The 22,599-nt window shown below is 73.6% G+C and carries 20 protein-coding genes and 1 tRNA gene; 8 read left to right on the top strand and 13 right to left on the bottom strand.

The window, feature by feature from the left end; all coding sequences use genetic code 11:
• Positions 1-252 precede the first annotated feature (252 nt).
• The 4 genes from CLV28_RS11850 (at position 253) to CLV28_RS11835 (ending at position 4,086) form a co-directional block, all read left to right on the top strand.
• Entirely contained in the window at positions 253-1,209 is a 957-nt protein-coding gene (locus CLV28_RS11850; RefSeq protein WP_100423545.1) for an ABC transporter ATP-binding protein, read from the top strand.
• Positions 1,206-2,051 (top strand): ABC transporter permease subunit, encoded by an 846-nt coding sequence (locus CLV28_RS11845; protein WP_100423544.1) that lies wholly within the window; start codon positions 1,206-1,208, stop codon positions 2,049-2,051. The genes CLV28_RS11850 and CLV28_RS11845 overlap by 4 nt, the downstream gene beginning before the upstream one ends.
• A 101-nt stretch (positions 2,052-2,152) precedes the next feature.
• Positions 2,153-3,406, top strand: coding sequence for a sensor histidine kinase (locus CLV28_RS11840; RefSeq protein WP_100423543.1), 1,254 nt, complete (start codon positions 2,153-2,155; stop codon positions 3,404-3,406).
• Positions 3,403-4,086, top strand: coding sequence for a response regulator (locus tag CLV28_RS11835; RefSeq protein ID WP_100423542.1), 684 nt, complete (start codon positions 3,403-3,405; stop codon positions 4,084-4,086). The genes CLV28_RS11840 and CLV28_RS11835 overlap by 4 nt, the downstream gene beginning before the upstream one ends.
• Positions 4,087-4,191: 105 nt before the next feature.
• Here CLV28_RS11835 and CLV28_RS11830 read toward each other — a convergent pair whose 3' ends face one another.
• Positions 4,192-7,419: an efflux RND transporter permease subunit gene (locus CLV28_RS11830; protein WP_100423541.1), complete on the bottom strand. Its 3,228-nt coding sequence runs from the start codon at positions 7,417-7,419 to the stop codon at positions 4,192-4,194.
• Positions 7,420-7,575: 156 nt separating this feature from the next.
• A complete protein-coding gene (locus CLV28_RS11825; protein ID WP_203968168.1) occupies positions 7,576-8,109 on the bottom strand; it encodes a GbsR/MarR family transcriptional regulator in 534 nt (177 codons plus the stop codon).
• 119 nt (positions 8,110-8,228) lie between these two features.
• Between CLV28_RS11825 and CLV28_RS11820 the strand changes: the two genes are divergently transcribed.
• Positions 8,229-8,741 (top strand): MarR family winged helix-turn-helix transcriptional regulator, encoded by a 513-nt coding sequence (locus CLV28_RS11820; protein WP_157802630.1) that lies wholly within the window; start codon positions 8,229-8,231, stop codon positions 8,739-8,741.
• 28 nt (positions 8,742-8,769) lie between these two features.
• Here CLV28_RS11820 and CLV28_RS11815 read toward each other — a convergent pair whose 3' ends face one another.
• Positions 8,770-10,002, bottom strand: a complete 1,233-nt coding sequence (locus tag CLV28_RS11815) for an MFS transporter (RefSeq protein WP_203968167.1) — start codon at positions 10,000-10,002, stop codon at positions 8,770-8,772.
• Between the two features lie 66 nt (positions 10,003-10,068).
• Between CLV28_RS11815 and CLV28_RS11810 the strand changes: the two genes are divergently transcribed.
• The 3 genes from CLV28_RS11810 to CLV28_RS11800 all read left to right on the top strand — a co-directional run bounded on the left by CLV28_RS11810 (position 10,069) and on the right by CLV28_RS11800 (position 12,608).
• Positions 10,069-10,623, top strand: a complete 555-nt coding sequence (locus CLV28_RS11810; RefSeq protein WP_157802629.1) for a MarR family winged helix-turn-helix transcriptional regulator — start codon at positions 10,069-10,071, stop codon at positions 10,621-10,623.
• A gap of 171 nt (positions 10,624-10,794) precedes the next feature.
• Positions 10,795-12,039, top strand: coding sequence for a glycoside hydrolase family 3 N-terminal domain-containing protein (locus CLV28_RS11805; protein ID WP_100423539.1), 1,245 nt, complete (start codon positions 10,795-10,797; stop codon positions 12,037-12,039).
• Between the two features lie 71 nt (positions 12,040-12,110).
• Positions 12,111-12,608 carry a hypothetical protein gene (locus tag CLV28_RS11800; protein WP_157802628.1) on the top strand — a complete coding sequence of 166 codons (498 nt, stop codon included), beginning with the start codon at positions 12,111-12,113 and terminating at the stop codon, positions 12,606-12,608.
• A gap of 48 nt (positions 12,609-12,656) precedes the next feature.
• Here CLV28_RS11800 and CLV28_RS11795 read toward each other — a convergent pair whose 3' ends face one another.
• The 10 genes from CLV28_RS11795 to CLV28_RS11750 all read right to left on the bottom strand — a co-directional run bounded on the left by CLV28_RS11795 (position 12,657) and on the right by CLV28_RS11750 (position 22,534).
• Positions 12,657-13,568, bottom strand: coding sequence for an oxygenase MpaB family protein (locus CLV28_RS11795; protein WP_239073215.1), 912 nt, complete (start codon positions 13,566-13,568; stop codon positions 12,657-12,659).
• A 31-nt stretch (positions 13,569-13,599) separates the two neighbouring features.
• A tRNA-Leu gene (locus tag CLV28_RS11790) sits at positions 13,600-13,676 on the bottom strand.
• 80 nt (positions 13,677-13,756) lie between these two features.
• Positions 13,757-15,202: an NAD(P)/FAD-dependent oxidoreductase gene (locus CLV28_RS11785; protein ID WP_100423537.1), complete on the bottom strand. Its 1,446-nt coding sequence runs from the start codon at positions 15,200-15,202 to the stop codon at positions 13,757-13,759.
• Between the two features lie 195 nt (positions 15,203-15,397).
• A complete protein-coding gene (locus tag CLV28_RS11780; RefSeq protein WP_100423536.1) occupies positions 15,398-16,705 on the bottom strand; it encodes a hypothetical protein in 1,308 nt (435 codons plus the stop codon).
• The gene (locus CLV28_RS11775; protein ID WP_100423535.1) at positions 16,702-17,034 is read right to left on the bottom strand and encodes a PadR family transcriptional regulator; all 333 of its coding nucleotides are present in this window, start codon (positions 17,032-17,034) and stop codon (positions 16,702-16,704) included. Before CLV28_RS11775 ends, CLV28_RS11780 begins: the two co-directional genes overlap by 4 nt.
• A gap of 442 nt (positions 17,035-17,476) precedes the next feature.
• Positions 17,477-18,421: a Ppx/GppA phosphatase family protein gene (locus CLV28_RS11770; protein WP_100423534.1), complete on the bottom strand. Its 945-nt coding sequence runs from the start codon at positions 18,419-18,421 to the stop codon at positions 17,477-17,479.
• 69 nt (positions 18,422-18,490) lie between these two features.
• Entirely contained in the window at positions 18,491-19,003 is a 513-nt protein-coding gene (locus tag CLV28_RS11765) for a DUF501 domain-containing protein (RefSeq protein WP_100423533.1), read from the bottom strand.
• Positions 19,004-19,083: 80 nt separating this feature from the next.
• The gene (locus CLV28_RS16095; RefSeq protein ID WP_239073214.1) at positions 19,084-20,064 is read right to left on the bottom strand and encodes an FtsB family cell division protein; all 981 of its coding nucleotides are present in this window, start codon (positions 20,062-20,064) and stop codon (positions 19,084-19,086) included.
• A 330-nt stretch (positions 20,065-20,394) separates the two neighbouring features.
• On the bottom strand, positions 20,395-21,675 hold the full coding sequence (gene eno, locus CLV28_RS11755; RefSeq protein ID WP_100423532.1) for a phosphopyruvate hydratase: 1,281 nt from the start codon (positions 21,673-21,675) through the stop codon (positions 20,395-20,397).
• A 94-nt stretch (positions 21,676-21,769) separates the two neighbouring features.
• Entirely contained in the window at positions 21,770-22,534 is a 765-nt protein-coding gene (locus tag CLV28_RS11750; protein WP_100423531.1) for a nucleoside triphosphate pyrophosphohydrolase, read from the bottom strand.
• Between the last annotated feature and the right edge of the window lie 65 nt (positions 22,535-22,599).

The raw sequence follows: 22,599 nt of genomic DNA, 5'->3' as shown, positions 1-22,599 counted from the left end.
CTGGTGCCACCGGGTCCCGCCGGCCGTCTTAGTCGTCATCCTATGCAACGCATCGCCTCAGCCGCAGGTTCCCGCGGCGTATCACGCGCACCCTGCACGTCATCCCTGCGGCGTACGCACACCCGCAGAGATACGTCGCGCGGGCACCTCCCCCGGCGGACGCCGCGCCCTAGGCTCGAGGCGGAGCGTGACCCGTCGATCAGGCCGGGCGCGCCGCACCGAAGCAACCAGTCGAGCTCCGAGGGGTACACGATGATCGAGGTGAAGGGCCTGTCCAAGCGGTACGGGCCGAAGACGGCGGTGGACGGGGTCTCGTTCACCGTGCAGCCGGGCATGGTGACCGGCTTCCTGGGGCCGAACGGCGCCGGGAAGTCCACGACCATGCGCATGATCATGGGGCTCGACCGACCGACGTCCGGCACCGCGACCGTCAACGGCAAGCCGTACGCGGCGCACCGCGCCCCGCTGACCGAGGTCGGCGCGCTGCTCGAGGCCAAGGCGATCCACCCGGGCCGCTCGGCCCGCAACCACCTGCTCGCGCTCGCCGCGACGCACCGCATCCCGGCCCGCCGCGTCGACGAGGTCATCGACATGACGGGCCTCACGCAGGTCGCGCGCAAGCGCGCCGGCGGCTTCTCGCTCGGCATGGGCCAGCGGCTCGGCATCGCGACCGCGCTGCTGGGCGACCCGAGGACGCTAATCCTGGACGAGCCCGTCAACGGCCTCGACCCCGAGGGCGTGCTGTGGGTCCGCAACCTCGCGAGGTACCTCGCGGGCGAGGGACGCACCGTGTTCCTGTCGAGCCACCTCATGAGCGAGGTCGCGCTCACCGCCGACCACGTGCTCGTGATCGGGCGCGGCAAGATCCTCGCCGACGCCCCCGTCAACACGTTCATCGACGCCGAGACCCAGAAGACCGTGCTCGTGCGCACGCCCGACGCGACGCGCCTGGCCGAGCTCGCGACGTCCGACGGCGTCACGATCGCGTCCGACGAGCCGGGCCTGCTGACCGTGACCGGCCTCGACGCACCCGCGATCGGCGAGCTCGCCGCGCGCGAGGGCATCGTGCTGCACGAGCTCACCCCGCAGACCTCGACCCTCGAGGCCGCGTACATGGCCCTGACCGCCGACTCGGTCGAGTACCGCACGGGCGAGCCCGGCGCGGACACCCCGGCCGAGGCTGCCGCACCCGAAGGAGCGAACCGATGACCGCCACCGCCGTGGCACCCGCCACCCAGGCGTCCCCGTCCCCGTACCGCCGCAGCTTCGGCGGCGACGTGCGCTCGGAGTGGATCAAGCTCCGCACGCTGCGCTCCACCTGGTGGGTCGCCGGCGCGACGCTCGTCGTGATCGCCGGCTTCGGGCTGCTCACCGCGTTCCTCAACCACGCCTCGCTGAGCGACGAGCAGCTGTCGGCCACCATGGGCGGCATCTTCACCCCCACCGAGATCATCACGTCCGGGGCGCAGCTCGCCTACCTGATCCTCGCGGTCCTCGGCGTGCTCGTGGTCACCAACGAGTACTCGAGCGGGATGATCCGGTCGACCCTCGCCGCGACGCCCACCCGGGTGCCGGTACTCCTGGCCAAGGCCGTGGTCCTCGGGCTGACGAGCCTCGTGCTGACCGTGGTCGGTCTCGTGCTCGCCGCGCTCGTCGCGATGCCCGTGCTCGCGATGGACGACATCTCGCTCGACCTCGCCGACGCCGACGCGCAGCGCACCCTCTGGGGCACGCTCGTCTTCCTCGTGCTGATCTCGCTCATGGCGCTCGGGTTCGGGGCGATCCTCCGGCACACCGCGGGAGCCATCTCGACGGTCGTCGCACTCCTGTTCGTCGTGCCGATCGTGCTCTTCCCGTTCAACAACGACGTCATCACCGAGATCGAGAAGTACCTCCCCTCGAGCGCCGCGAACGCCTTCATGACGACGTCCGACGCGGCGCAGCAGGGCCTCGCGCTGCTGAGCCCGGAGGCCGGCCTCGCCGTGATGATCGCCTGGGCCGTCGTCCCGCTCGTGATCGGCGCGGTCCTGCTCAAGCGTCGCGACGCCTGACGGAGCGCACGCTGACCAGCACCGGCCCGGGGCCGACGCCGCACGCGGCGTCGGCCCCGACGCGCGCCCTGACCGAGCTCGAGGCCCGTCACCTCGGGCCGGTGCGACGGTTCTTCCTGCTGCACCCGCGCGCCTCCGACTGGCTCGTGGTCGCCCTGTACGCCGTCGGGGCAGCGGTCGGAGGGCTCGGCTCCACCTCGGCAGGCGCCGAGCCGCCCGGGTGGCTCGTGCTCGTCGCGGTCGCGGTCGCGGGAGTCCTGCTCGCGCGCCGCCGCCGTCCCGTGCTCGTCGCGGCCGTCGTGACCCTGCTCGGCGCGGGATCGATCCTGCTCACGCAGGAGGGCGTCGCGACCGACACCGCGGCGGCCTTCGCGATGTACGCGGTCGCGGCCCAGCGCCGTCCGCGCGTCGCCTGGGCGACCCTCGGCGGCGTGGTCGCGGTGCTCGGCGGTGCGACGCTCGTCGCCTACCAGGTCACCACGTTCGGCACCGCCGACGCGCTCGTCGCCGTCGACGTGCCCTTCGGCCGGATCACGGGCGACCGTGTCGCCTCGACCGCGAGCCTGATCGTGATCGTCGTGCTCGGGTTCGCGATCGGCACGAGCGTGCGCAGCCGTCGCCTGCACGTGACCGAGCTCATCGACCGCTCGGTCGCGCTCGAGCGCGAGGGCACGCAGCGCGCCGAGCTCGCCGCGGCCCAGGAGCGCGCCCGGATCGCTCGCGAGATGCACGACGTCGTCGCGCACAGCCTCACCGTCATGGTCGCGCTCGCCGACGGCGCCAAGGCGCTCGGCGCCAAGGACCCCGCGCTCGCGGGGCAGGCGATCGACGAGCTCACCGAGACCGGGCGCAGCGCGCTCGCCGACATGCGCCGCGTGCTCGGCGTGCTGCGCGGCACCGAGCCCGGCGAGGACGGTGCCCCGCTCGTGCCGCACGCGAGCGCCGACGTCGAGCAGACCGTCGAGACGTTCCGGCACGCGGGCCTGCCCGTGCGCCTCGTGCGCTCCGGGACGCTCGCCGACGCTCCCCCCGGCGTGCGGGCCGCGGTGCACCGCATCGTGACCGAGTCGCTCACCAACGTGCTGCGCTACGCGCCGCTGTCCCCCGCCGTGCAGGTCGTCATCGGGCGCCACCCCGCGGCGTCCGACGGCTCGAGCGGGCCGTGGGTCGAGGTCACCGTGACCAACGCGGCCGGCGCCGCGCCGTCCGCGGCCGCCACCAGGACGCCCGGCTCCGGGCGGGGGATCCTGGGCATGCGCGAGCGTGCCGCGCTGCACGGCGGCACGGTCGAGGCCGGCCCGACCGACGCGGGCTGGAAGGTCCGCGCCGTGCTACCCGAAGGAGACGTCGCATGACGCCGGTCCGCGTGCTGCTGGTCGACGACCAGGCCCTGATCCGGATGGGGTTCCGGATGATCCTCACCGCCGAGGACGACATGGAGGTCGTGGGCGAGGCGCACGACGGCGCGTCCGCGCTGGTCCAGGCGCGCGCGCTGCGGCCCGACGTCGTGCTCATGGACGTGCGCATGCCCGGCACCGACGGGATCCGGGCGACCGAGCAGGTGCTCGCCGAGCTGCCCGACACGCGCGTGCTGATCCTGACGACGTTCGACCTCGACGAGTACGCGTTCGCGGGGCTGCGTGCCGGGGCCAGCGGGTTCCTGCTCAAGGACGCGCGCCCCGCCGACCTGCTCGCCGCGATCCGGTCGGTCGCCGCGGGCGACGCCGCCGTCTCGCCCCGCGTGACGCGCCGCATGCTCGAGATGTTCGCCGACGACCTGCCGACCGACGGCACCTCCCCCGGACCCGGCGGCCAGGACGACCCGCGCCTGGCCGACCTCACCGCGCGCGAGCACGAGATCTTCGCGGCGCTCGGCGAGGGGCTGTCGAACGCAGAGATCGCGGAGCGGTTCGTGCTCTCGGAGGCGACCGTCAAGACGCACGTGGGGCGCGTGCTCGGCAAGCTCGGGCTACGCGACCGTGTGCAGGCCGTGGTGCTGGCCTACGAGACCGGGGTCGCGAAGCCCGCGGGCTGACGACCCCACCCGCATCCGAGCGCGAGATAGAACCCAGCGCGCGAGGTAGAACGTGGGACGTTCTACCTCGCGCGCTGGGTTCTATCTCGGCGGCATCACCGCGGGTCAGGACGCGGGTGCGGTCCCGTCCTCGGTGTCGGACGACGCAGCGTCCGGCCCGCTCGTGTCGGACGACGCAGCGTCCGCCTCCGCGGCACGTGCCGCCTTCTTCTCCTCCCGCGCATCAGCGCGACGCTCGCGCTTGTCGGCCCGGCGGTCGAGCCAGCGCGCCGCGAGCGTGTAGAGCACCGGCACCACGACGAGCGTGAGCAGCGTCGAGGTGAGCAGACCGCCGATCACGACGAGCGCGAGCGGCTGCGAGATGAACGACCCGCCGCCCGTGACGCCGAGCGCCATCGGGGTGAGCGCGAAGATCGTCGCGGCGGCGGTCATCACGATGGGCCGCAGACGCTTGCGCGACCCCTCCATCACGGCGTCGTCGAGCGTGCGCCCGCGCTCGCGGTACTGGTTGATCAGGTCGATCAGCACGATCGCGTTCGACACGACGATGCCGATCAGCATGAGCATGCCGATCAGGGCGGGCACGCCGAGCGGCGTCGACGTCGCCACGAGCAGCAGCAGCGCCCCGGTCGCGGCGAACGGGATCGACACGAGCAGGATGAACGGCTGCAGCAGGCTGCGGAACGTCGCGACCATCACGAGGTACACGATCGCGATCGCGGCGAGCAGCGCGAGGCCGAGGTCGCCGAACGCGTCGGCCTGGTCGGCGGCGACGCCCCCGACCTCGACGGTCGCGCCCGGCGGCAGGTCGAGCCCGTCGACGGCCGAGGTCACGGTCGCCGACAGCGCGCCGATGTCCTGCCCCGAGGGCGTGACCGACACGGTCGCCGAGCGCGCGCCGTCGACCCGCGAGATCGACGTGGGCACGTCGACCTCCTCGATGGTGGCGATCTGCGCGAGCGGGACGACGCCCGCCGCGGTCGGCACCGCGAACGCCGAGAGCTCGTCCGTGGTGGCGGGCACGTCGCCCGCGAGCACGGTCACGTCGACGGGGCCGTCGCCGAGGTCGACGGTGCCGATCGCGCGCGGCGCCATGGCGTTCGCGACGATGCCCGAGACCTGGGTCTCGGTGAGCCCGGCCGCGGCGGCCTTGTCGCGGTCGACCGTGACCTGGAGCGTCGACTGCTGCGCCGCGAGGTTGTTCGAGACCTCCTTGACGCCGTCGAGGTCGCTCACGGCGTCCTGCACCTGCTGCGCGGCCGTGGTCAGCGAGTCGCCGTCGGGCGCCTTGACGACGAGGTCGACGGTCGAGCTGCCGAACCCGCCCTGGCCGGCCGCGACGGTGATGTCGGTGGTCCGGTCGCCGCCGAGCCCGTCGACGGCGTCCTCGACGTCGGCCTGCGCGGCCACGCCGTCCGCGTCCTCGTCGAGCGTGATCGCGAAGGTCGCCTTCGGGGTCGCGCCCCCGCCGAACAGGGCGGCCTCGGGGCCGCCCGCCGAGCCGACCGTCGTCTGGACGGTCTCGACCGCGGGGACGTCGAGCAGCGCGGCCTCGACCTCGCGCGCGGCGTCGTCCTGCGCCGCGAGCGACGTGCCGGACTCGAAGCTCTCCGTGACCGTGATGGTGTCCTGGCCGGAGTCGCCGATGAAGTTCGTCTCGAGGCGCGTCGCGAGCAGGCCCGTGCCGGCGAGGACGGCGACGGACACGGTCATGGTGATCCAGGGGTGCCGCAGCGCCGACATGATCGTCGGCACGTACGCGCGCTGCCAGAGGCCGTTGCGCTCCTTGGTCTCGGCGGCCTCGCGCTGCGCGGCGAGCGCGGCCTCGGCCTCGGCGTCGCCCTCGGCGACGGGACGCGGGCCGCGGATGAACCAGTACGCGAGCACCGGGACGATCGTCAGGGCCACGAAGAGCGACGCGAGCAGGGCGATCGTGATGGTCATCGCGAACGGCCGGAACAGCTCGCCGACCGACCCGCTGACGAACGCGATCGGCAGGAACACCGCGACGGTGCAGATGGTCGAGGCGGTGATCGCGCCGCCGACCTCGCGCACGCCGCCGAGGATCGCGTGCTTCTTCTCCTCGCCGTACGACAGGTGCCGCTTGATGTTCTCGATCACGACGATCGAGTCGTCGACGACGCGCCCGATCGCGACGGTCATGGCGCCGAGCGTGAGGATGTTGAGCGTGTAGCCCGAGAGGTCCATGACGACGAACGTCACGAGGAGCGACAGCGGGATCGACACGGCCGAGACCAGCGTCGAGCGCAGCGAGGTGAGGAACAGCAGGATCACGACGACCGCGAAGAGCAGGCCGAGCCCGCCCTCGGTCGCGAGGTCCTCGATCGACTTCTCGATGAACGGCGCCTGGTCGAACACGACGGACGTCGTGACCCCGGCGGCGTCGAGCGCCTCGGCCTGGTCGTCGAGGACCTGCTGGACCTCGTGCGAGACGTCGACCGTGTTGCCGGCCGGCGTCTTGGTGATCGCGATCGCGAGCGAGTCCTCGCCGTCGAGCCGCGAGTAGGACGTCGCGGCCTCGGGTCCCGCGGTCACGGTGGCCACGTCGCCGAGCGCGACGACGTCGCCCGTGGGCGTCGCGAGCGGGAGCGCCTCGAGCGCGTCGAGGCTCGTCAGCGGGCTGCCGACCTGGACCGAGAGCGTGGTCTCGTCCTCGGTGATGGTCCCGGCGGGCATGCGCACGCCGTTGTCCTGGAGCACGGTCGTGAGCGACGCGGGCGACAGGCCGGCCGCGGTGAGCGCGGCGAGGTCGACGTCGATGGTCACGGCCTGGTCGGCCACACCGGTCACGGAGACGCCGCGCACGTCGGGGATCTGCTCGAGCGCGGGCACGAGCACCGTGTCGAGGGTGTTCGCGAGGTCGTCGGCGTCCTCGCCGCCCGCGGCCGCGAGCTGGATGACCGGCAGGTCGTCGATCGAGCCCGTGACCACGGTCGGGTCGACGTCCGCGGGCAGCGCGCTGCCCGCCTGGGTCATCGCGGTCTGTAGCTGCTGCGCCGCGATGTCCATGTTGGTGCCGTACGTGAACTCGACCGTCGTCACGGACAGGCCGGTCGACGCGGTCGACGTGACGGACTCGACGCCGTCGACGCCCTTGGCCGCGGCCTCGACGGGCTCGGTAACCTGGTCGGCGACGATCTCCGGCGACGCGCCGGGGTACGACCCGACGACGGCAGCGGCAGGGAACGAGATGGACGGGATGAGCTCCTGCTTGAGCGATCCCAGGCTGAGCACGCCGAAGATCGTCACGGCGATGGTGGCGAGCGCCACCACCGCCCTGTTGGCGAGCGAGAGTCGTGCGAGGCGGTCCACGCGGGGTCCTCCGGCGGTCGTGTGGTGCGGGTGGGCGGGGGTCACGACGCCGTCGTCGCGGGGTTCGTGCGGTTCAGCGGTCTAGCGGTTCAGCGGTCTGGCGGCTTCAGCGGCCGGGCGGTCCGGCGGTGGAGCGGTCCGGTCGCCGGGGTCGGCCTAGGGGTCGGACGGCGCGGGCGGGGCCTCGCCCTCGCGCGACCGGCGGTCCTCGTCGTAGCGACGCCCGAGGGCGGGGAGCTCACGCTCCATGAAGGCAAAGTAGTCCTGCGCCTGCCGCAGGCGCTCGCGACGCGACGGGTCGGCGGCGGCGAGGAGCCCGAGTCCCTCGTCGGCGAACCCCCGCATGGCGGTCGCGAGGCGCAGGTGGTCGGCGATGCTCGTCGACCACGCGTCACGCTTGATCCGGTAGTGGGTGCGGCGGTCGTCGGGGAGCCCGACGCGCTCGACGAGGCCGACCTGGGCCAGGAGGCGCACGTTCGTGCTGACGCCGCCGCTGCTCGCTCCGAGCGCCTCGGCGAGCTGCTGGGCGCTCTGCTCGGGCGGGTCGCACACCAGGAGCCAGCCCACGAGCCGGCCGGCCGACCGGGGGACTCCCGTGGACTCCATGAACATGCCGACGTCCTCGACGAAGCGACGCAGCGCGTCGTCGTCGACGGGCGCGGCGGCCGACCCGGGAGCCTCGGTGTTCACGGGCTTCACCGTAGAGTGAAAAGTCCGAAACTCCAATCCGACGATTGTCGGGGTGAACGCCACAACATCTTCACAAATGGGACGATTGCATGGGACGGATCGCCACTAGGGTCGGGAGGGTGAATGCACCCGACCAGGCCCGCCGCGACGAGCTCGTGCGCACCTACCTCGAGTCCCAGCTGCTGCTCGGCGACCTCCGCGTCGCCCGGCGGCTGCGGTCGATCGTGCGCACCCAGCTCACCGCCCAGCAGTTCCGTGCGATCGCGATCCTCCTGCTCGACGGGGAGATCAGCGCCCACGAGCTCGCCCGCTCGCTCGGCGTCTCCCCCGCGACCGTCTCCGGGATCCTCGACCGCCTCGAGGCCGCCCGCCTCGTCGAACGGCGCACCGACGCCCGCGACGGACGCATCCGCCGCATCGTCGTGACCGAGAACGGCGCGAGCGCGGTGCGCGGGATCGTCGTCGACGACGAGATCGCGGACCAGGACCTCGTCTCGACCTTGAGCACCGAGGACCTCGACCACCTGAGCCGCGGCGTCGCGGCCCTCGCGCGCGCGGCCGAGGCCACGAGCGCGGTCGGCACCGAGGACGCCTGCGCGTCCTCGGTGCCGACCCTCGCGCGCGCCCTCTAGGGGCGCGCGCCACCACCGTCCGCCGGGGTCAGACCTCCCCGAGCGCCTCTTCCGGGGCGCCCTCGACCGACGCCGCGGCGCGGTTCCAGCGCTGCCACAGCACGCGCTCGCCGATCGCCCCGGCCATGCGGTGCGCCGTCGCGAGGAACACGACGATCCCGACCGCGAGCACGCCCACACCGACCCAGTACGGGACCGAGGCGCCGTGCGGCGCGAGCAGGCCCGCGAGCACCGGCGCGGGGGCCGCGAACCCCCAGCGCACCAGGTTGAACGCGCCCGTGGTCACGCGACGGTCGGGCGAACCCATGCCGAGCGCGAGGTCGGTGAGGATCGCGTTGGCGATACCCATGAACACGCCCGCGATCACGAGGAACACGATCGACCAGGCCGTGCCGAGGTCGAGCGCGAGCAGCACGAGGGTCACCAGGACGCCCGCGATCGCGACGCCCATGGTCTGCACGCCGCCGATCCGGTGCGCGAGCCGGTGGCCGAGGCCGAGGATCCCGAACGCGAGGCCGACGCCCCACGCGGTGAACACGAGGCCGAGCTCGATCACGCCCAGGCCGAGGAAGATCGGCGTGTAGCCGAGCACGATGAAGAAGCAGAAGTTGTAGGCACCCGTGATCGCGCACAGCGCGAGGAACGCGGGCTTGCGGAAGAGGCCGAAGACCTGGCCCACGTGCAGCGGGGTCGGCTTCTCGGCCGGGTCCTTGAGGCGCGTCACCGACACCACGAGCGCGACGACCATGAACAGCCCGCACAGCAGGAACGGCACGCGCCAGCTGATCTTGCCGAACAGGCCGCCGAGCAGCGGCCCGACCGCGAAGCCGAGGCCCACGCACGTCTCGAACAGCCCGACGACCCACTCGCGGTCGTTGGCGAGCGCCACGAGCAGCACCATCGCCGTGGCGAAGAACATCGCGTTGCCCAGGCCCCAGAAGCCGCGCAGGACTGCGAGCTCGAGGATGTTGCTGCTCAGCGCGGCGAGCACCGCGGCGACCGCGACGAGCGACACGCCCGCGGCGAGGATCTTCTTGAACCCGAACTTCCCCGTCGCGAGCACCGCGGGGATCATGCCGATCGCCATGACCGCGATGTAGGCGGTGAACAGCAGCTCGATCTGCCAGGTCGTCGCGCCGATCTCGGCGCCGATGACCGGCAGGATCGGGTCGACGATCGCGATGCCCGCGATCGCGAAGAACGCGGTCAACGCGGTCGCGTAGATCGCTGTCTTGTTGGGTTCCACTGTCGAGCTGGGCACGAGGCCGGCTCCCCTCAGGTGTCGAAGTATCTGCATCATGCAGGGATTCACCTGTAGGATACACCCATGACGATTGCTTCAGGTAACGATCACGGGACGGGCACAGACGGCGCGCGTCACCGCGCCGACCGCGCCGACCGCGCCGACCGCGACGCCGATGCCGCGAGCGCGAGCGCCGCCGCGACCCTGCGCGCGGTCGAGCTCGAGGTCACCCTCCTGCTGCGCCGCGCCGACCAGGCGACCCGCACGCAGGCCGTCACGGGCCTCGACCGCTCCGCCTACCTCGTGCTGCACGTGCTCGACGAGCACGGCCCGCTCAGCGTGACCGCGATCGCCGACCTCCTGGGCCTCGACGGGTCGACCGTGACCCGGCAGGTCATCGCGCTCGAGCGCGCCGGCCACGCGACGCGCCGCCGCGACGACGCCGACCGCCGCGTCGTCCTGGTCGCCCCGAGCGCCGACGGCCTCGCCGCCCTCGCCCGGCACCGCACGGCCCGCGCAGAGCTCTACGACCGCGTGCTCACCGACTGGTCGGACGACGACCGCGCGCACCTCGCCGAGCTCCTGCACCGGCTCAACCAGGACATCGACACCCACCGCGGGGAGGCCGGGCGGCCCTGACCTCGCGCCGCACCCGAGCTGCGTCGCACCCGAGCAGCGTCGCACGAACGTCGCCGCACGCCCCGCGACCACTAATCCACGACCGCCGGCCCTGGCCCCGAGCCACGGGAGCTGCTCTGGCGATGACCGCTCCGCCCGATTTGCTCCGGCCCCTCGCCTAGACTGGGCCCGATGCAGCGCACATCGCCCGACCCCCGCACCCGACGCACCGCGCGAGGCGCAGCGGCCGCCACCGCGAGCCTGGCACTGCTCGGCCTCCTCGCCGCGTGCGGCGCCGGAGAGCCCGCCAGGGACGCGACCACGCCGAGCGCGACGAGCGCGGGGGCGGCGTCCGACACCACGCCGAGCGCCACCCCGACGCCCAGCCCCACGCCCACGCCCACGCCCACGCCCACGCGCGGCGCGGACCTCACGCTCGCCGAGAAGGCCGGGCAGCTCGTCATGGTCGGGGTCGACGCGAACGCCCCGCAGGACGCCGCCTACGCGGCGGTGCGCGACCAGCACGTCGGCGGGATCTTCGTCGCGGGTCGTTCGAGCGCCGGGGTCGACGCCGTCGCGGATCTCGTGTCGTCGTTCACCGACCTCGTCGACCCCACCGGCCCGGGCGGGCCGCTGCTCGTCGCGACCGACCAGGAGGGCGGCGCGGTCCAGGTGCTCAAGGGGCCCGGGTTCTCGACCATCCCGTCGGCCGTGACGCAGTCCGGCTGGCCCGTCGAGACGATCCAGGCGCGCGCGACCGGGTGGGGCGCCGAGCTCGCCGCGGCCGGGATCACCCTCAACCTCGCGCCCGTCATGGACGTCGTACCCGCCGGGACCGCCGGGTCGAACCCGCCCGTCGGCGTGTTCGGCCGCCAGTACGGCGACGACGCGCACCGGGTCGCGATCAACGCGAACGCGTTCTCCGCCGGCATGGAGGCGTCGGGCGTGGACGTCGCGATCAAGCACTTCCCGGGCCTCGGGCTCGTGGACGCCAACACCGACACGACCGCGCACGTGGTGGACGACCAGACCGACGCGTCGTCGCCGTCCGTCGAGGCGTTCCGTGCCGGGATCGACGACGGCGCGGCCGTCGTCATGATGGCGACCGCCGTCTACACGCGGCTCGACCCCGACAACCCCGCCGCGTTCTCGCACGACGTCGTGACCGGGCTGCTGCGCGACGAGCTCGGCTTCGACCGGGTCTGCATGACCGACGACGTCTCCGCGGCCGTGCAGGTCGCCGACGTCGACCCCGGCCAGCGTGCCGTGCGGACGATCGCGGCCGGCTGCGACCTCGTGCTCGCCTCCGCCAAGCCCGAGATGGCCGCGACCATGGTCGACGCGATCGTCGCGCGGGCCGAGGAGGACCCGGAGTTCGCGGCACAGGTCGACGCGTCCGTCGAGCGGGTGCTCGCGATGAAGCAGCGCCTACGCTGAGAGCCGGTGCAGAGCGGCACGGTCGATGCTTCCAGGGGGAACCGATGAACGACACGGCGATACGGTTCGAGATGTCCGCTCCGCTCCTGGAGCTGCTCTTCGTGCGCGAGGCCTGGGACCTCTCGGGCACGGCTGGCCTCCCTGCCTGCGCGCCGCGGCCCGACGCCGGTCGGTCGAGTCGTCCGTCGAGCGCGCTCGACCTCGAGGCAACCTGGGACGAGAGCTGGGCCGTACGGTTCGCGGGGGGCGCCGACGAGAGCTGGCGCGGCCGCTTCGGGCAGGTCGACGAACCGGGCGACACCGGGATCGACGGCGATGCGCTGCGCGCCTGGAAGAACCCGCTGCGCGAGGCGTTCACCGCGCTAGCGATGCGATCGCACGCACGCACCGATCCCCGGTTCACCGACGCCCTGGAGCGAGCGCGCCGCGCTGGAGTCGATCAGATCAGCGTGCTCCCGCTCACGCCGGGCTGGTCCCTGCTCGAGGGCACCACGTTCTGGACCACGACAACCGACGTCGCCGACGGCCGCGGTCTCGACCTGACTCTGCGCGAGGCGCTCGGCGGCTGATCGCAGGATCGTCTCGATCGTCGGCTACGACGGCGCGAGCGCCCCAGTTCACGACGCCGCGAGCGCCCAGCGGATCGCCCGGGTGACGGCCTCGCCGCCCGCCCGCACCGCCGCGGTCTCACCGCGGAGCACCCGACCGCGCCCCACGACGTCCGGCGGGAGCATGCGCCGCGCCCACCCGGGCAGCGACCCGACCGCGGCGGCACCGAGCAGCGCGTACGGTCCGCGCACCGGCCACGGGAGGGGCGGCTCGGCGAGGAGGTAGCGGGCGACGTCGTCCGAGGCCTGCGTGCGCTCGAGCGCGGGCCCGAGCTCGCGGAACGACCGCATGAGCGAGGCGCGGTCGTGCGGCACGTCGGCCGCGCCGAGCCGCTCGGCGACGGTCGCCGCCTGCGCGAGGTACTCGTCGCAGCCGGCCGCGTCGAGCGGGCGCTCACCGTAGCGCTGGTGCGCGTGCAGGAAGCTCGCGGCCTCGGCCGCGTGCACCCAGCGCAGGAGCTGCGGGTCGTCGGCGGCGTACGCGCGCCCGTCGGGCGACGTCCCCCGGATGCGCACGTGCACGGCGCGCACGACGTCGACCGCCTGCTGCGCGTGCTCGACGGTCGCGAACGTCGTGGTCGCGATGAACGTGCTCGTGCGCGCGAGCCGTCCCCACGGGTCGCCGCGGTATCCCGAGTGCGTCGCGACCGCGGCCATCGCGAGCGGGTGCAGCGACTGCAGCAGCAGGGCCCGCAGGCCGCCGACGAACATCGACGCGTCGCCGTGCACGCGCGCGATCGCGGAGTCGGGCGCGAACCAGCGCTCGCCCGGGGTGTCGTGGATGCGGGAGCGCTCGGCCGGACCGTCGGGCCCGGCGACGCGCTCGAACAGCGCGCTGCCCGCGCGGGCGCGCAGGGTGTCAAGGCGCAGGTTCTCGAGGCGCAAGTTCTCGAGGCGCAAGGTGTCGGCCAGGGTGCTCACTCCCCCAGTCTGCCCCGCCCGCACGGCGCGGTGGTGCCCCCGCCGGGACTCGAACCCGGAACCCGCCGATTTTAAGTCGGATGCCTCTGCCAGTTGGGCCACGGGGGCGGACGACGACGGGGCGGGCCGCGTGGCCCGCCCCGTGGACGTGGTGCTCAGGCTAGCCCAGCCGTGCGGCCGGGCGTGCGTCAGGACTTGCCGACGGGCTCCGCCTTCGTCTCGGGCGTCGACTCCTTGGCCACGGCCTGCTTGGGCGGCAGCGACGCGGCGCGGAACTCGGCGCGCGGGTCGTGGATCGAGCCGAGCGACACCGTCTCGCGGCTCATCACGAACTGGTCGAACCAGCCCATGAAGATGCGCAGCTTGCGGTTGAACGTCGGCATCGCGCCGCCGTGGTACGTGCGGTGCACGACCCACGCCGGGAAGCCCTTGAACTTGAACGTGCCGAACAGCTCGGCGACGCCCTTGTACAGGCCGAGCGACGCGACCGTGCCGACGCTCTTGTGCTTGTACTCGCTCAGCGCCTCGCCCTTGATCTGCGCGGCGAGGTTGTCACCGAGCTTCCAGGCCTCGCGGATCGCGTGCTGGGCGTTCGGCGGGCAGAACTTGCCCGGGTTGACGAGGTCCGGCACGGCGGCGCAGTCGCCCGCACCCCAGGCGTCCGGGACGACGTTGCCGTCCTCGTCCGCGACCTGGAGGGTCGGCAGGACGGTCAGGCGGCCCATCTTGTCGGTCGGCAGGTCGGACTCGCCGATGACCGGGTTGGCCTTGACGCCGGCCGTCCACACGATCGTCTCGGAGTCGAACTCGACACCCGTCGACGTCACGACGTGACCGTCGACGCACGAGCTGAGGAACGTGCTCAGGTGGAACTCGATGCCGCGCTGCTTGAGCTGCTCGAGCGCGTAGAGCGCCATCGGCTCGCTGAGCTCGGGCAGGATGCGCCCGGCGCCCTCGATCATGACGAAGCGCAGGTCGCTCACGTCGAGCGAGTCGTACTGCTTGACGGCCGAGCGGGCCATGTCCTCGGCCTCGGCGATCGCCTCGATGCCCGCGAAGCCGCCACCGATGAACGTGAAGGTGAGCATGCGCTTGCGCAGCTCCGGGTCCCACGTCGACGACGCGACGTCGAGGCGGTTGACGACGTGGTTGCGGACCGCCACGGCCTCCTCGACGTTCTTGAAGCCGATCGCCTGCTCGGCGAGGCCCGGGATCGGGAGGGTGCGCGAGACCGACCCGAGGCCGACGACGAGCTGGTCGTACGAGATCTCGTACGGCTCGCCCTCCTGCGGCGTGATCTCGATGCGCTTCGCGCCGTGGTCGATCTTCGTGGCCTTGCCCTGCAGCACGTCGATGCCCTTGAGCGCCTTGCGGTGCGGGGCCACGACGTTGCGGGGGTCGATCGAGCCGGCCGCGACCTCGGGCAGGAACGGCGCGTACGTCATGTACGGGCGCGGGTCCACGACCACGATCGCAGCGTCCTGACGGCCGAGGCGCTTGCGCACGCGGCGGGCCGAGTAGAGGCCCACGGTGCCGCCGCCGAGCACGACGATGCGGGGGACCTTGCGCGCGCGCGGCGCGGGCGACGTCGAGTTCTGGGCAGGGCTGACCGAGGTCAGGTCATTCTGAGGCATGTCCCCAGAGTACGACCGGACGCGGCGTCAGGTAAAACGTGTCCGGATTCTGTGACGGACGAGACGTGCGCACAGTTCCCGGCCCCCGCCGAGCACGGGGTCAGGCACGGCCGAGCACGGGGTTGGGCACACGCGGAGCGCCGCGCAGTGTGCCCAACCCCGTGCTCGGCGCGCAGTGCAGCACGCCGCGGGCGGTCAGGAGGTCGGAGCGCCAGACGGCGTCGCGGCAGGCGTCGCCGTCGCCGTGTCGCTCGCCGACGAGTCGGCGCTCGGGGTGGCGCTCGGGGTCGCGGTGGCGGCGTCGCTCGGCGACGCCGACGGGTCCGTGCTCGGGGTGGCGGACCTCGTCCCCGCGGGGGCCAGCGGCGCGACCTTCTCGAAGGGTCGGGGCGCGTCACGCAGCGCGTTTGGGCCGTCCGGCATCATGCCCGTCGACCACCCCGCGTCGTCGTGCGACTCCGTCGCGGCGTTCTCGCCGAAGATCTGCAGCGGGTACACGTTCCAGACCTCGCGCCCGTCGTCCTTGAAGGACGGCGCGTAGTACCAGCCGCCGCTCAGACCCCAGATGCGGGTGCTGTCCCACGCCCCCGTCACGCCCTGCGCCGTCACGGGGAACCCGCGGTCGTCGAAGATCTGGGCCCTGTCGACGGGGTTGCCGTCCTCGTCGTACACGAACAGGTTCTCGACGGCGTTCCCGTCGTTCACCAGACCCGCGCTCGGCTCCCAGGCCTCCTGGACGTACGTCGGCTGCGACCGCAGGTCGCTCGCGACAGCCGTGACCGACGAGACGGTGAACACCGCGAGCATCGCGGTCGCCGTGACCCCGATCCAGCGCGGTGAGCGGCGCAGGTGCCACCGCCCGCGCGCCCACTGGACGCTCACGACGACGAACGCGAGGAGCACGAGCATCGCCGGCACCGACTCGGGAGCGTAGGCCCGCGTGGTGTAGCTGACGCCGAACCACGCCAGCAACCACTTGGCGACCGCGAACGCGACCCACGCCCGCACGACCCACCACACGGGTTCGAGGGTGCGCAGGAACTCGATGCTCGAGGTCCAGGCCCGCGAGCTCGTCACGGGCTCGAACGTCGTGACGATCCGGGCGACGGCCCCCTGCGCCGCCGCCCGGACGTATGTGCGCACCCCGCGCGGAACGGTCGTGGCGGCCGCGACCGGCGTGAACCCGGCGGCGACGCGCAGCTCTGCGGCGTACTCGTCGACCGGGCCGAAGACCGCGGTCAGGTCGGGACCGAGGCGGCTCCCGCCGTCCGACACGTTGGCGGCCCGGGCGCCGACGGCCCGGGCGGACCCGGTCGCGGACGCGTCCGCCAGCGCCTCCGCGAGGTCGGCCTCGAGGCCGTCGGTGAGCTCGTCGGCCTGCTCGTCGGTGAGATCGCCCAGACGGGCGCGCACGGCGAGCGCGTAGTCGTGGACGGCGTCGGCCACGGGGTCGAGCGTCGCCGTCGCGAGCGGGACGGTCGGGGCGTCGTGGGCGGTGCTCATGCTGCTGCTCCCTCCGCGCCCAGGAGGGCGCCCATGGTGGTGGCGAACTCGTGCCACTCCTTGCGCTGCGTGTCGAGCACGGCCCGACCCTGCGGCGTGATGCCGTAGTACTTGCGGTGCGGCCCCTCGTCCGAGGGCACGACGTAGCTCGTCAGCGCGCCCGCGGCGTAGAGCCGGCGCAGCGTGCCGTAGACCGAGGCGTCACCGACGCCCTCGAGCCCTCCCGCCCGCAGGCGGCGCACGACGTCGTACCCGTACCCGTCCTCGGCGTCGACGACCGCGAGCACCGCGGCGTCGAGCACCCCCTTGAGCAGCTGTGTGCCGTCCATCTCGTCTCCGTCCTCGCCCCCCTGGGCGATGCTGCGGCGTGTCGGTCCCGCGTGCGTCACAGTACTACGGAGTGCGTACTACTGGCTAGAGCCCGCTACCGCGTGATCCGGAGGTGGGCGGGAGGGTGCGATCCAGAGGGCGCGACCCGGGGCGCAGGCGCCGGAGTACACGCATCGGAGCGCATGCAACGGCGGAAGAACGCGGGCGTGAGGCCCCGCGGCGTGCCGAGCACGGGGTTAGGCGCGGCCGAGCACGGGGTTGTGCACACGCGGAGCGCCGCGGAGTGTGCCCAACCCCGTGCTCGGCACGCAGTGCCGTGGGTCAGTGCGCAGTGCAGCGCCGCGCGCCGTGCAGCCAGGTGTCAGCGCGCCGCAGGGTCAGCGCGCCGCAGGGTCAGCGCGCCGCAGGGTCAGCGCGCCGCAGGGTCAGCGCGCCGCAGGGTCAGGCGATCGAGAGCGCGATCCCGTCGAGGATGTCGTGCTCGCTCGTCACGACCGTCTCGAGCGAGCCGCCCGCCGCCGCGACGTCGTCACGCACGCGCCGCACGACCTCCGACCACACGAGCGCGCCAGCGCCGATCACGTCGACGCGCCCCGGGTGCATGAACCCGAGGCTCTCGCGCTCCGCCCGCGGGCGGGCGAGCAGGTCGTCGCACGCCGCGAGCACGACGTCGACCGGCACCTCGGCGCCGTTGATGAGCTCACGGTCGTACGCGGGCAGCCCGAGCGCGTGCGCCGTGACCGTCGTGACCGTCCCGGCGAGCCCCACGAGGGTCGCCGTGCGCCCGAGGTCGACCACCTCGGCCGCGGAGTCCAGGGCCGCGCGCACGTCGGCCCGCGCCGCCGCGACCTCGTCGGCCGTGGGCGGGTCGCTGCGCAGGTGACGCTCGGTCATGCGGACGCAGCCCACGTCCATTGACCGCGCACCCTGCGGCGTCCGCTCCCCCAGGACGACCTCGGTCGAGCCGCCCCCGAGGTCGACCACGAGGTACGGGGCGGGGTGCTGCGCCGCGACGACCGTCGCGCCGCGGAACGACAGCGCAGCCTCCTCGTCACCGGAGACGACCTCGGGCTCGACCCCCAGGACGTCGCGGACGCCGTCCACGAAGTCGGTCCGGTTCTCGGCGTCGCGCGTCGCGGACGTCGCGACGAACCGCACGCGCTCGGCGCCGAGGTCACGGATGATCTCGGCGTAGCGGCGGGTCGCGGCGAGCGTGCGCTCGAGCGCCTCGGGAGCGAGGCGGCCGGTGCGGTCGACGCCCTGGCCGAGGCGCACGACCTCCATGCGACGGTCGAGGTCGACGAGCGTGCCGTCCGCGGCGACGTCGGCCACGAGGAGTCGGATGGAGTTGGTGCCGCAGTCGATCGCTGCCACGCGAGAAGTCATGCGTCCTAGGGTGCCAGCACTCCCGGCGCGACGTGCTCCCGAGCCGCTATGAGGACCGTCATACGACGCTCATCCGCACGTGCAGCGGTCGCGCCGCCACAGGCCCTGGGCCTCCATGCGCGCGATCGCGTCGTCGCCCATCGGGTTGACGCCCGGACCGGCGGCGAGCGAGTGCGCCGTCACGACGTGCACGCACTTGACGCGCACGGGCATGCCGCCCGCCGAGATCCCGTCGATCTCGTCGACGTGCCCGAGCGCCTCGCGCTGCGCGAGGTAGTGCTCGTGCGCGCGCCGGTACGCCGCCGCGAGCTCCTCGTCCTCGGCCAGCGCCGCCGTCATCTCCTTCATCGCACCGTTCGCCTCGAGGGTCGACGCCGCGGCGACGACCGACGGGCCGGTCAGGTAGAAGGTCGTCGGGAACGGCGTGCCGTCGTCGAGCCGCGGGAGCGTGCGCACCACGAGCGGGTGGCCCGCGGGGCAGCGCGCGGCGATGCCGACCACGCCGCGCGGGGTGCGGCCGAGCTGCTCGGCGAGCACCTCGAGGTCGCGCTCGGTCACGGTCTCGTCGGGTCGGTCAGTCACGTCAGGTCCATCCGTCGGGAGGTCGGCAGGTGCGGGCGCCGCCGGCGCCCCGTCCCATTGTCCCCGACCGGCCGGTGCGGTCAGTCGCCCGCGGACGACGCCCCCGCGGCGTCGTCGGACGGCACAGCCTTCGCGTCGTCGGTCGCGTCGCCCGTCGGCGCACCCGAGGGGCCACCGCTCGGGGCGTCCGACGGCGCGTCGCCCGCAGGCACCTCGGCGTCGGGCTCGCCGACCGTGCCCGCGACCTCGACCGAGTCCCACAGCGACTCGTACCAGGGGTCGCTCGCACCGCCCGCAGGCACCGGGCCGTCCGTGATCGCGAGCCCCGTCCCCGGGTCGACGACCTCGTCCACGTCCTGCGGGTCCATGACCCGGTAGGCGGTCTCGCCCGGCATCACGAAGCTCAGGCGCTCGCGGGCCTGCGCGATCACGTACGAGGAGTCGTCCCACCGGTCGAGCTCGACCTGGTAGGCGTCGCGGTCGGCCTTGGCCTGCGCGAGGTCGGCCTCGAGCGCGCGCAGGTCGGCCGACTGGTTGACGTACGCGCGCACCGTGGGCAGGAGCACCACGATCGCGAGCAGGATCACGACCGACAGCACGAGCGCACGCGCCGTGACGACCTCGGGCAGCACCGCACCGAAGCGGCTGCGCGACGCCTCGTGCGGGGCCTGGGGGCGGGTGTCGCGCGGCGTGTTGCGCGCCCGACCACCCGCGGCCGAGGTGCCGGAGGGACGGGCCGACCCGGTCGACGACGCCGGGCTCTTGGCCGCGGTGCTCTTCCCGGTCGTGCCCTTGCCCGCTGCACCCTTGGCCGCAGTGCCCTTCCCGGCGGTGCTCTTTCCGGTCGTGCCCTTGCCGGTCGCGCTCGTCCCCGCCCCGGACGCTCCCGCGCCGGATCCCCCGGCCCGGCCGGACGACGTCCGCGGCGTGGCGGGCTTGCGGCCGGCACCCGTGCCGCCGCGCAACGTGCTCGTGCGCGGCGTCCCGGTGCGCGACGTCGTCGTCCGGGCGCCGGGGCGCGCGCCGCCACCGGGCGTGGGCGGACGGCGGTTGGCGGGCATGGCCCGATCGTGCCACCGGGCGGCGGCCAGGCCCGGGAGGCCGCGCGGCGTGCCCGCGGCGCGCCGCGCTGTGACCCCCGCCACGACCCGATCGGACCCCCGGCCGGGAACCCCACGGCCGAACGCAACCTTCCGCACGAGGAACGGCCCTAAGACGGTGCGGAACGTTGCGTTCGGCCGTGGGCCGGGGCGGCCGGGGCGGCCGGGGCGGGCGGGCCGTGGGCCGGGGCAGCCCCGGGCAGCCCGGACGCACGGACGCCCGGCACGCGGGTGCGTGCCGGGCGTCCGGGTGGTGCTGTCACCCGAGGGTGACGGCGGGAGGCGTCGAGGTCACGCCTTCCAGCGCGGGAACGCCGAGGCGCCCGCGTACACCGCGGCGTCGTCGAGGGCCTCCTCGATGCGCAGCAGCTGGTTGTACTTGTTGATGCGCTCGCCGCGGGCGGGGGCACCGGTCTTGATCTGGCCCGCGTTCGTCGCGACCGCGAGGTCGGCGATCGTGGTGTCCTCGGTCTCGCCCGAGCGGTGCGACGTCATCGTGGTGAAGCCGTTGCGCTGCGCGAGCGACACGGCGTCGAGCGTCTCGGTGAGCGTGCCGATCTGGTTGAGCTTGACCAGCAGGGAGTTCGCGGCCTTCTCGTCGATGCCGCGCTGCAGGCGGGTCGGGTTGGTGACGAACAGGTCGTCGCCGACGATCTGCACCTTGTCGCCGACGTCCGCGACGAGCTGCGACCAGCCGGCCCACTCGTCCTCGGACAGCGGGTCCTCGATCGAGACCAGCGGGTAGTCGCGCACGAGCGCCTCGTAGTAGGCGACCATCTCGTCGTTGGTCTTCGCGGCACCCTCGAACTGGTACGCGCCGTCCTTGAAGAACTCGGTCGCGGCGACGTCGAGCGCGAGCGCGACGTCCTTGCCCGGGACGAACCCGGCCTTCTCGATCGCGACGAGGATCAGGTCGAGCGCGGCACGGTTGCTCGGCAGGTTCGGGGCGAAGCCGCCCTCGTCGCCGAGGCCCGTCGCGAGGCCCTGCTCCTTGAGCACGGACTTGAGGGAGTGGTACACCTCGGCGCCCGTGCGGAACGCCTCCTTGAAGCTCGACGCACCGATCGGCGCGATCATGAACTCCTGGATGTCGACGTTCGAGTCGGCGTGCGACCCGCCGTTGAGGATGTTCATCATCGGCACGGGCAGCACGTGCGCGCCGGCGCCGCCGACGTAGCGGTACAGGTCCAGGTTCGCGGACTTCGCGGCGGCCGAGGCCACGGCGAGCGAGACGCCGAGGATCGCGTTGGCGCCGAGCTTGCCCTTGTTGGGCGTGCCGTCGAGCTCGATCATCGCGGCGTCGATGAGGCGCTGGTCCTCGGCCTCGAAGCCGATGACCTCGGGGGCGATCTCGTCGATGACGGCGTTGACCGCGCCCTCGACGCCCTTGCCCAGGTAGCGGCCCTTGTCGCCGTCACGGCGCTCGACGGCCTCGAACGCGCCGGTCGAGGCACCGGAGGGGACGCCGGCGCGCGCGAACGTGCCGTCGTCCAGGACGACCTCGACCTCGACGGTGGGGTTACCGCGCGAGTCGAGGATCTCGCGTGCTCCGACGGCTTCGATGCTGGCCACAGGTGCTCCTTCAAGCGGGGGTGGGGTTACCTCCCCAGCCTAGACCGTGAACCCTGGGAGCGAGCAGTGCGTCCGCATCTCGACCCCTGGGGGTTCACGGCACGTCACCCGGCGTTCGCTCGGCCGCGCGGACGGCGTGCTCGACCTCCCGGATCGCGCCCCGCAGCGCGGCCTCGGCGTCGACGCCGTCGGCCTCGGCGGCGCGCACCGCGTCGAGCAGCGCACGGCCGTGCCGGCCGGCGACGTCCTCGATGCCGCCCGTGGCCGCCGTGCCGTCAGTGCTCGCCACGCCGTTCCCGGTGTCCACGTCGCCCACGGTGTCGGACGCCGCACCCGGCCCCGGCCCGGCGTCGGGGCGCGTGCCCGGGGCGGGGTCGAGCACGATCCCGGCGCGCGCGGCGCGCCCGAGCACCTTCTGCGCGCGGGCCAGCGCGCCCTGGTCGAGCGCGATGCCCTCGAGCACCGACGTGCGCCGCTTCTCGGTGCGCTTGATCGCGTCCCACTGCGCGTGCATGTCCTGCGGGACGGGGGCCGGCCCCGCGCCGTCCGCCGCGAACACGTGGGGGTGACGACGCCGGAGCTTGGCGACGAGGTCGGCCGCGACGTCGTCGACCGTGAACGGGTCGTCCGGGTCGTCGGCGGCGATGCGCGCGTGGAACACGACCTGCAGGAGCACGTCGCCGAGCTCCTCGCGCATGCCGGGGCGGTCGTGCGTCTCGATCGCCTCGGCGAGCTCGTGCGCCTCCTCGAGCAGGTAGCGCACGAGCGAGGTGTGCGTCTGCTCGGCGTCCCACGGGCAGCCGCCCGGGGAGTAGAGGCGGTCCATGGTCGCGACGAGGTCGTCCAGCGCGTCGGTCATGGCGCCAGCCTAGGCGCGCACCCCACAGCGTCCCCACAGACTCACGACAGCACCGCACCAGCGAC

Source organism: Sediminihabitans luteus (assembly GCF_002797595.1).
GTDB lineage: Bacteria > Actinomycetota > Actinomycetes > Actinomycetales > Cellulomonadaceae > Paraoerskovia > Paraoerskovia lutea.
Note: the sequence above shows the minus strand (reverse complement) of the source record. Positions and strands in the feature narration are given on the sequence as shown.

Bases quoted from the DNA above. Each gene is read 5' to 3' on its own strand.
- CLV28_RS11750 (WP_100423531.1), bottom strand. From the start codon at position 22,534: ATGACCGACGCGCTGGACGACCTCGTCGCGACCATGGACCGCCTCTAC.
- CLV28_RS16095 (WP_239073214.1), bottom strand. From the start codon at position 20,064: ATGCCCGCCAACCGCCGTCCGCCCACGCCCGGTGGCGGCGCGCGCCCC.
- CLV28_RS11775 (WP_100423535.1), bottom strand. From the start codon at position 17,034: ATGGACGGCACACAGCTGCTCAAGGGGGTGCTCGACGCCGCGGTGCTC.
- CLV28_RS11845 (WP_100423544.1), top strand. From the start codon at position 1,206: ATGACCGCCACCGCCGTGGCACCCGCCACCCAGGCGTCCCCGTCCCCG.
- CLV28_RS11785 (WP_100423537.1), bottom strand. From the start codon at position 15,202: ATGCCTCAGAATGACCTGACCTCGGTCAGCCCTGCCCAGAACTCGACG.
- CLV28_RS11800 (WP_157802628.1), top strand. From the start codon at position 12,111: ATGTCCGCTCCGCTCCTGGAGCTGCTCTTCGTGCGCGAGGCCTGGGAC.
- CLV28_RS11810 (WP_157802629.1), top strand. From the start codon at position 10,069: ATGACGATTGCTTCAGGTAACGATCACGGGACGGGCACAGACGGCGCG.
- CLV28_RS11835 (WP_100423542.1), top strand. From the start codon at position 3,403: ATGACGCCGGTCCGCGTGCTGCTGGTCGACGACCAGGCCCTGATCCGG.
- CLV28_RS11805 (WP_100423539.1), top strand. From the start codon at position 10,795: ATGCAGCGCACATCGCCCGACCCCCGCACCCGACGCACCGCGCGAGGC.
- CLV28_RS11850 (WP_100423545.1), top strand. From the start codon at position 253: ATGATCGAGGTGAAGGGCCTGTCCAAGCGGTACGGGCCGAAGACGGCG.
- CLV28_RS11770 (WP_100423534.1), bottom strand. From the start codon at position 18,421: ATGACTTCTCGCGTGGCAGCGATCGACTGCGGCACCAACTCCATCCGA.
- CLV28_RS11780 (WP_100423536.1), bottom strand. From the start codon at position 16,705: ATGAGCACCGCCCACGACGCCCCGACCGTCCCGCTCGCGACGGCGACG.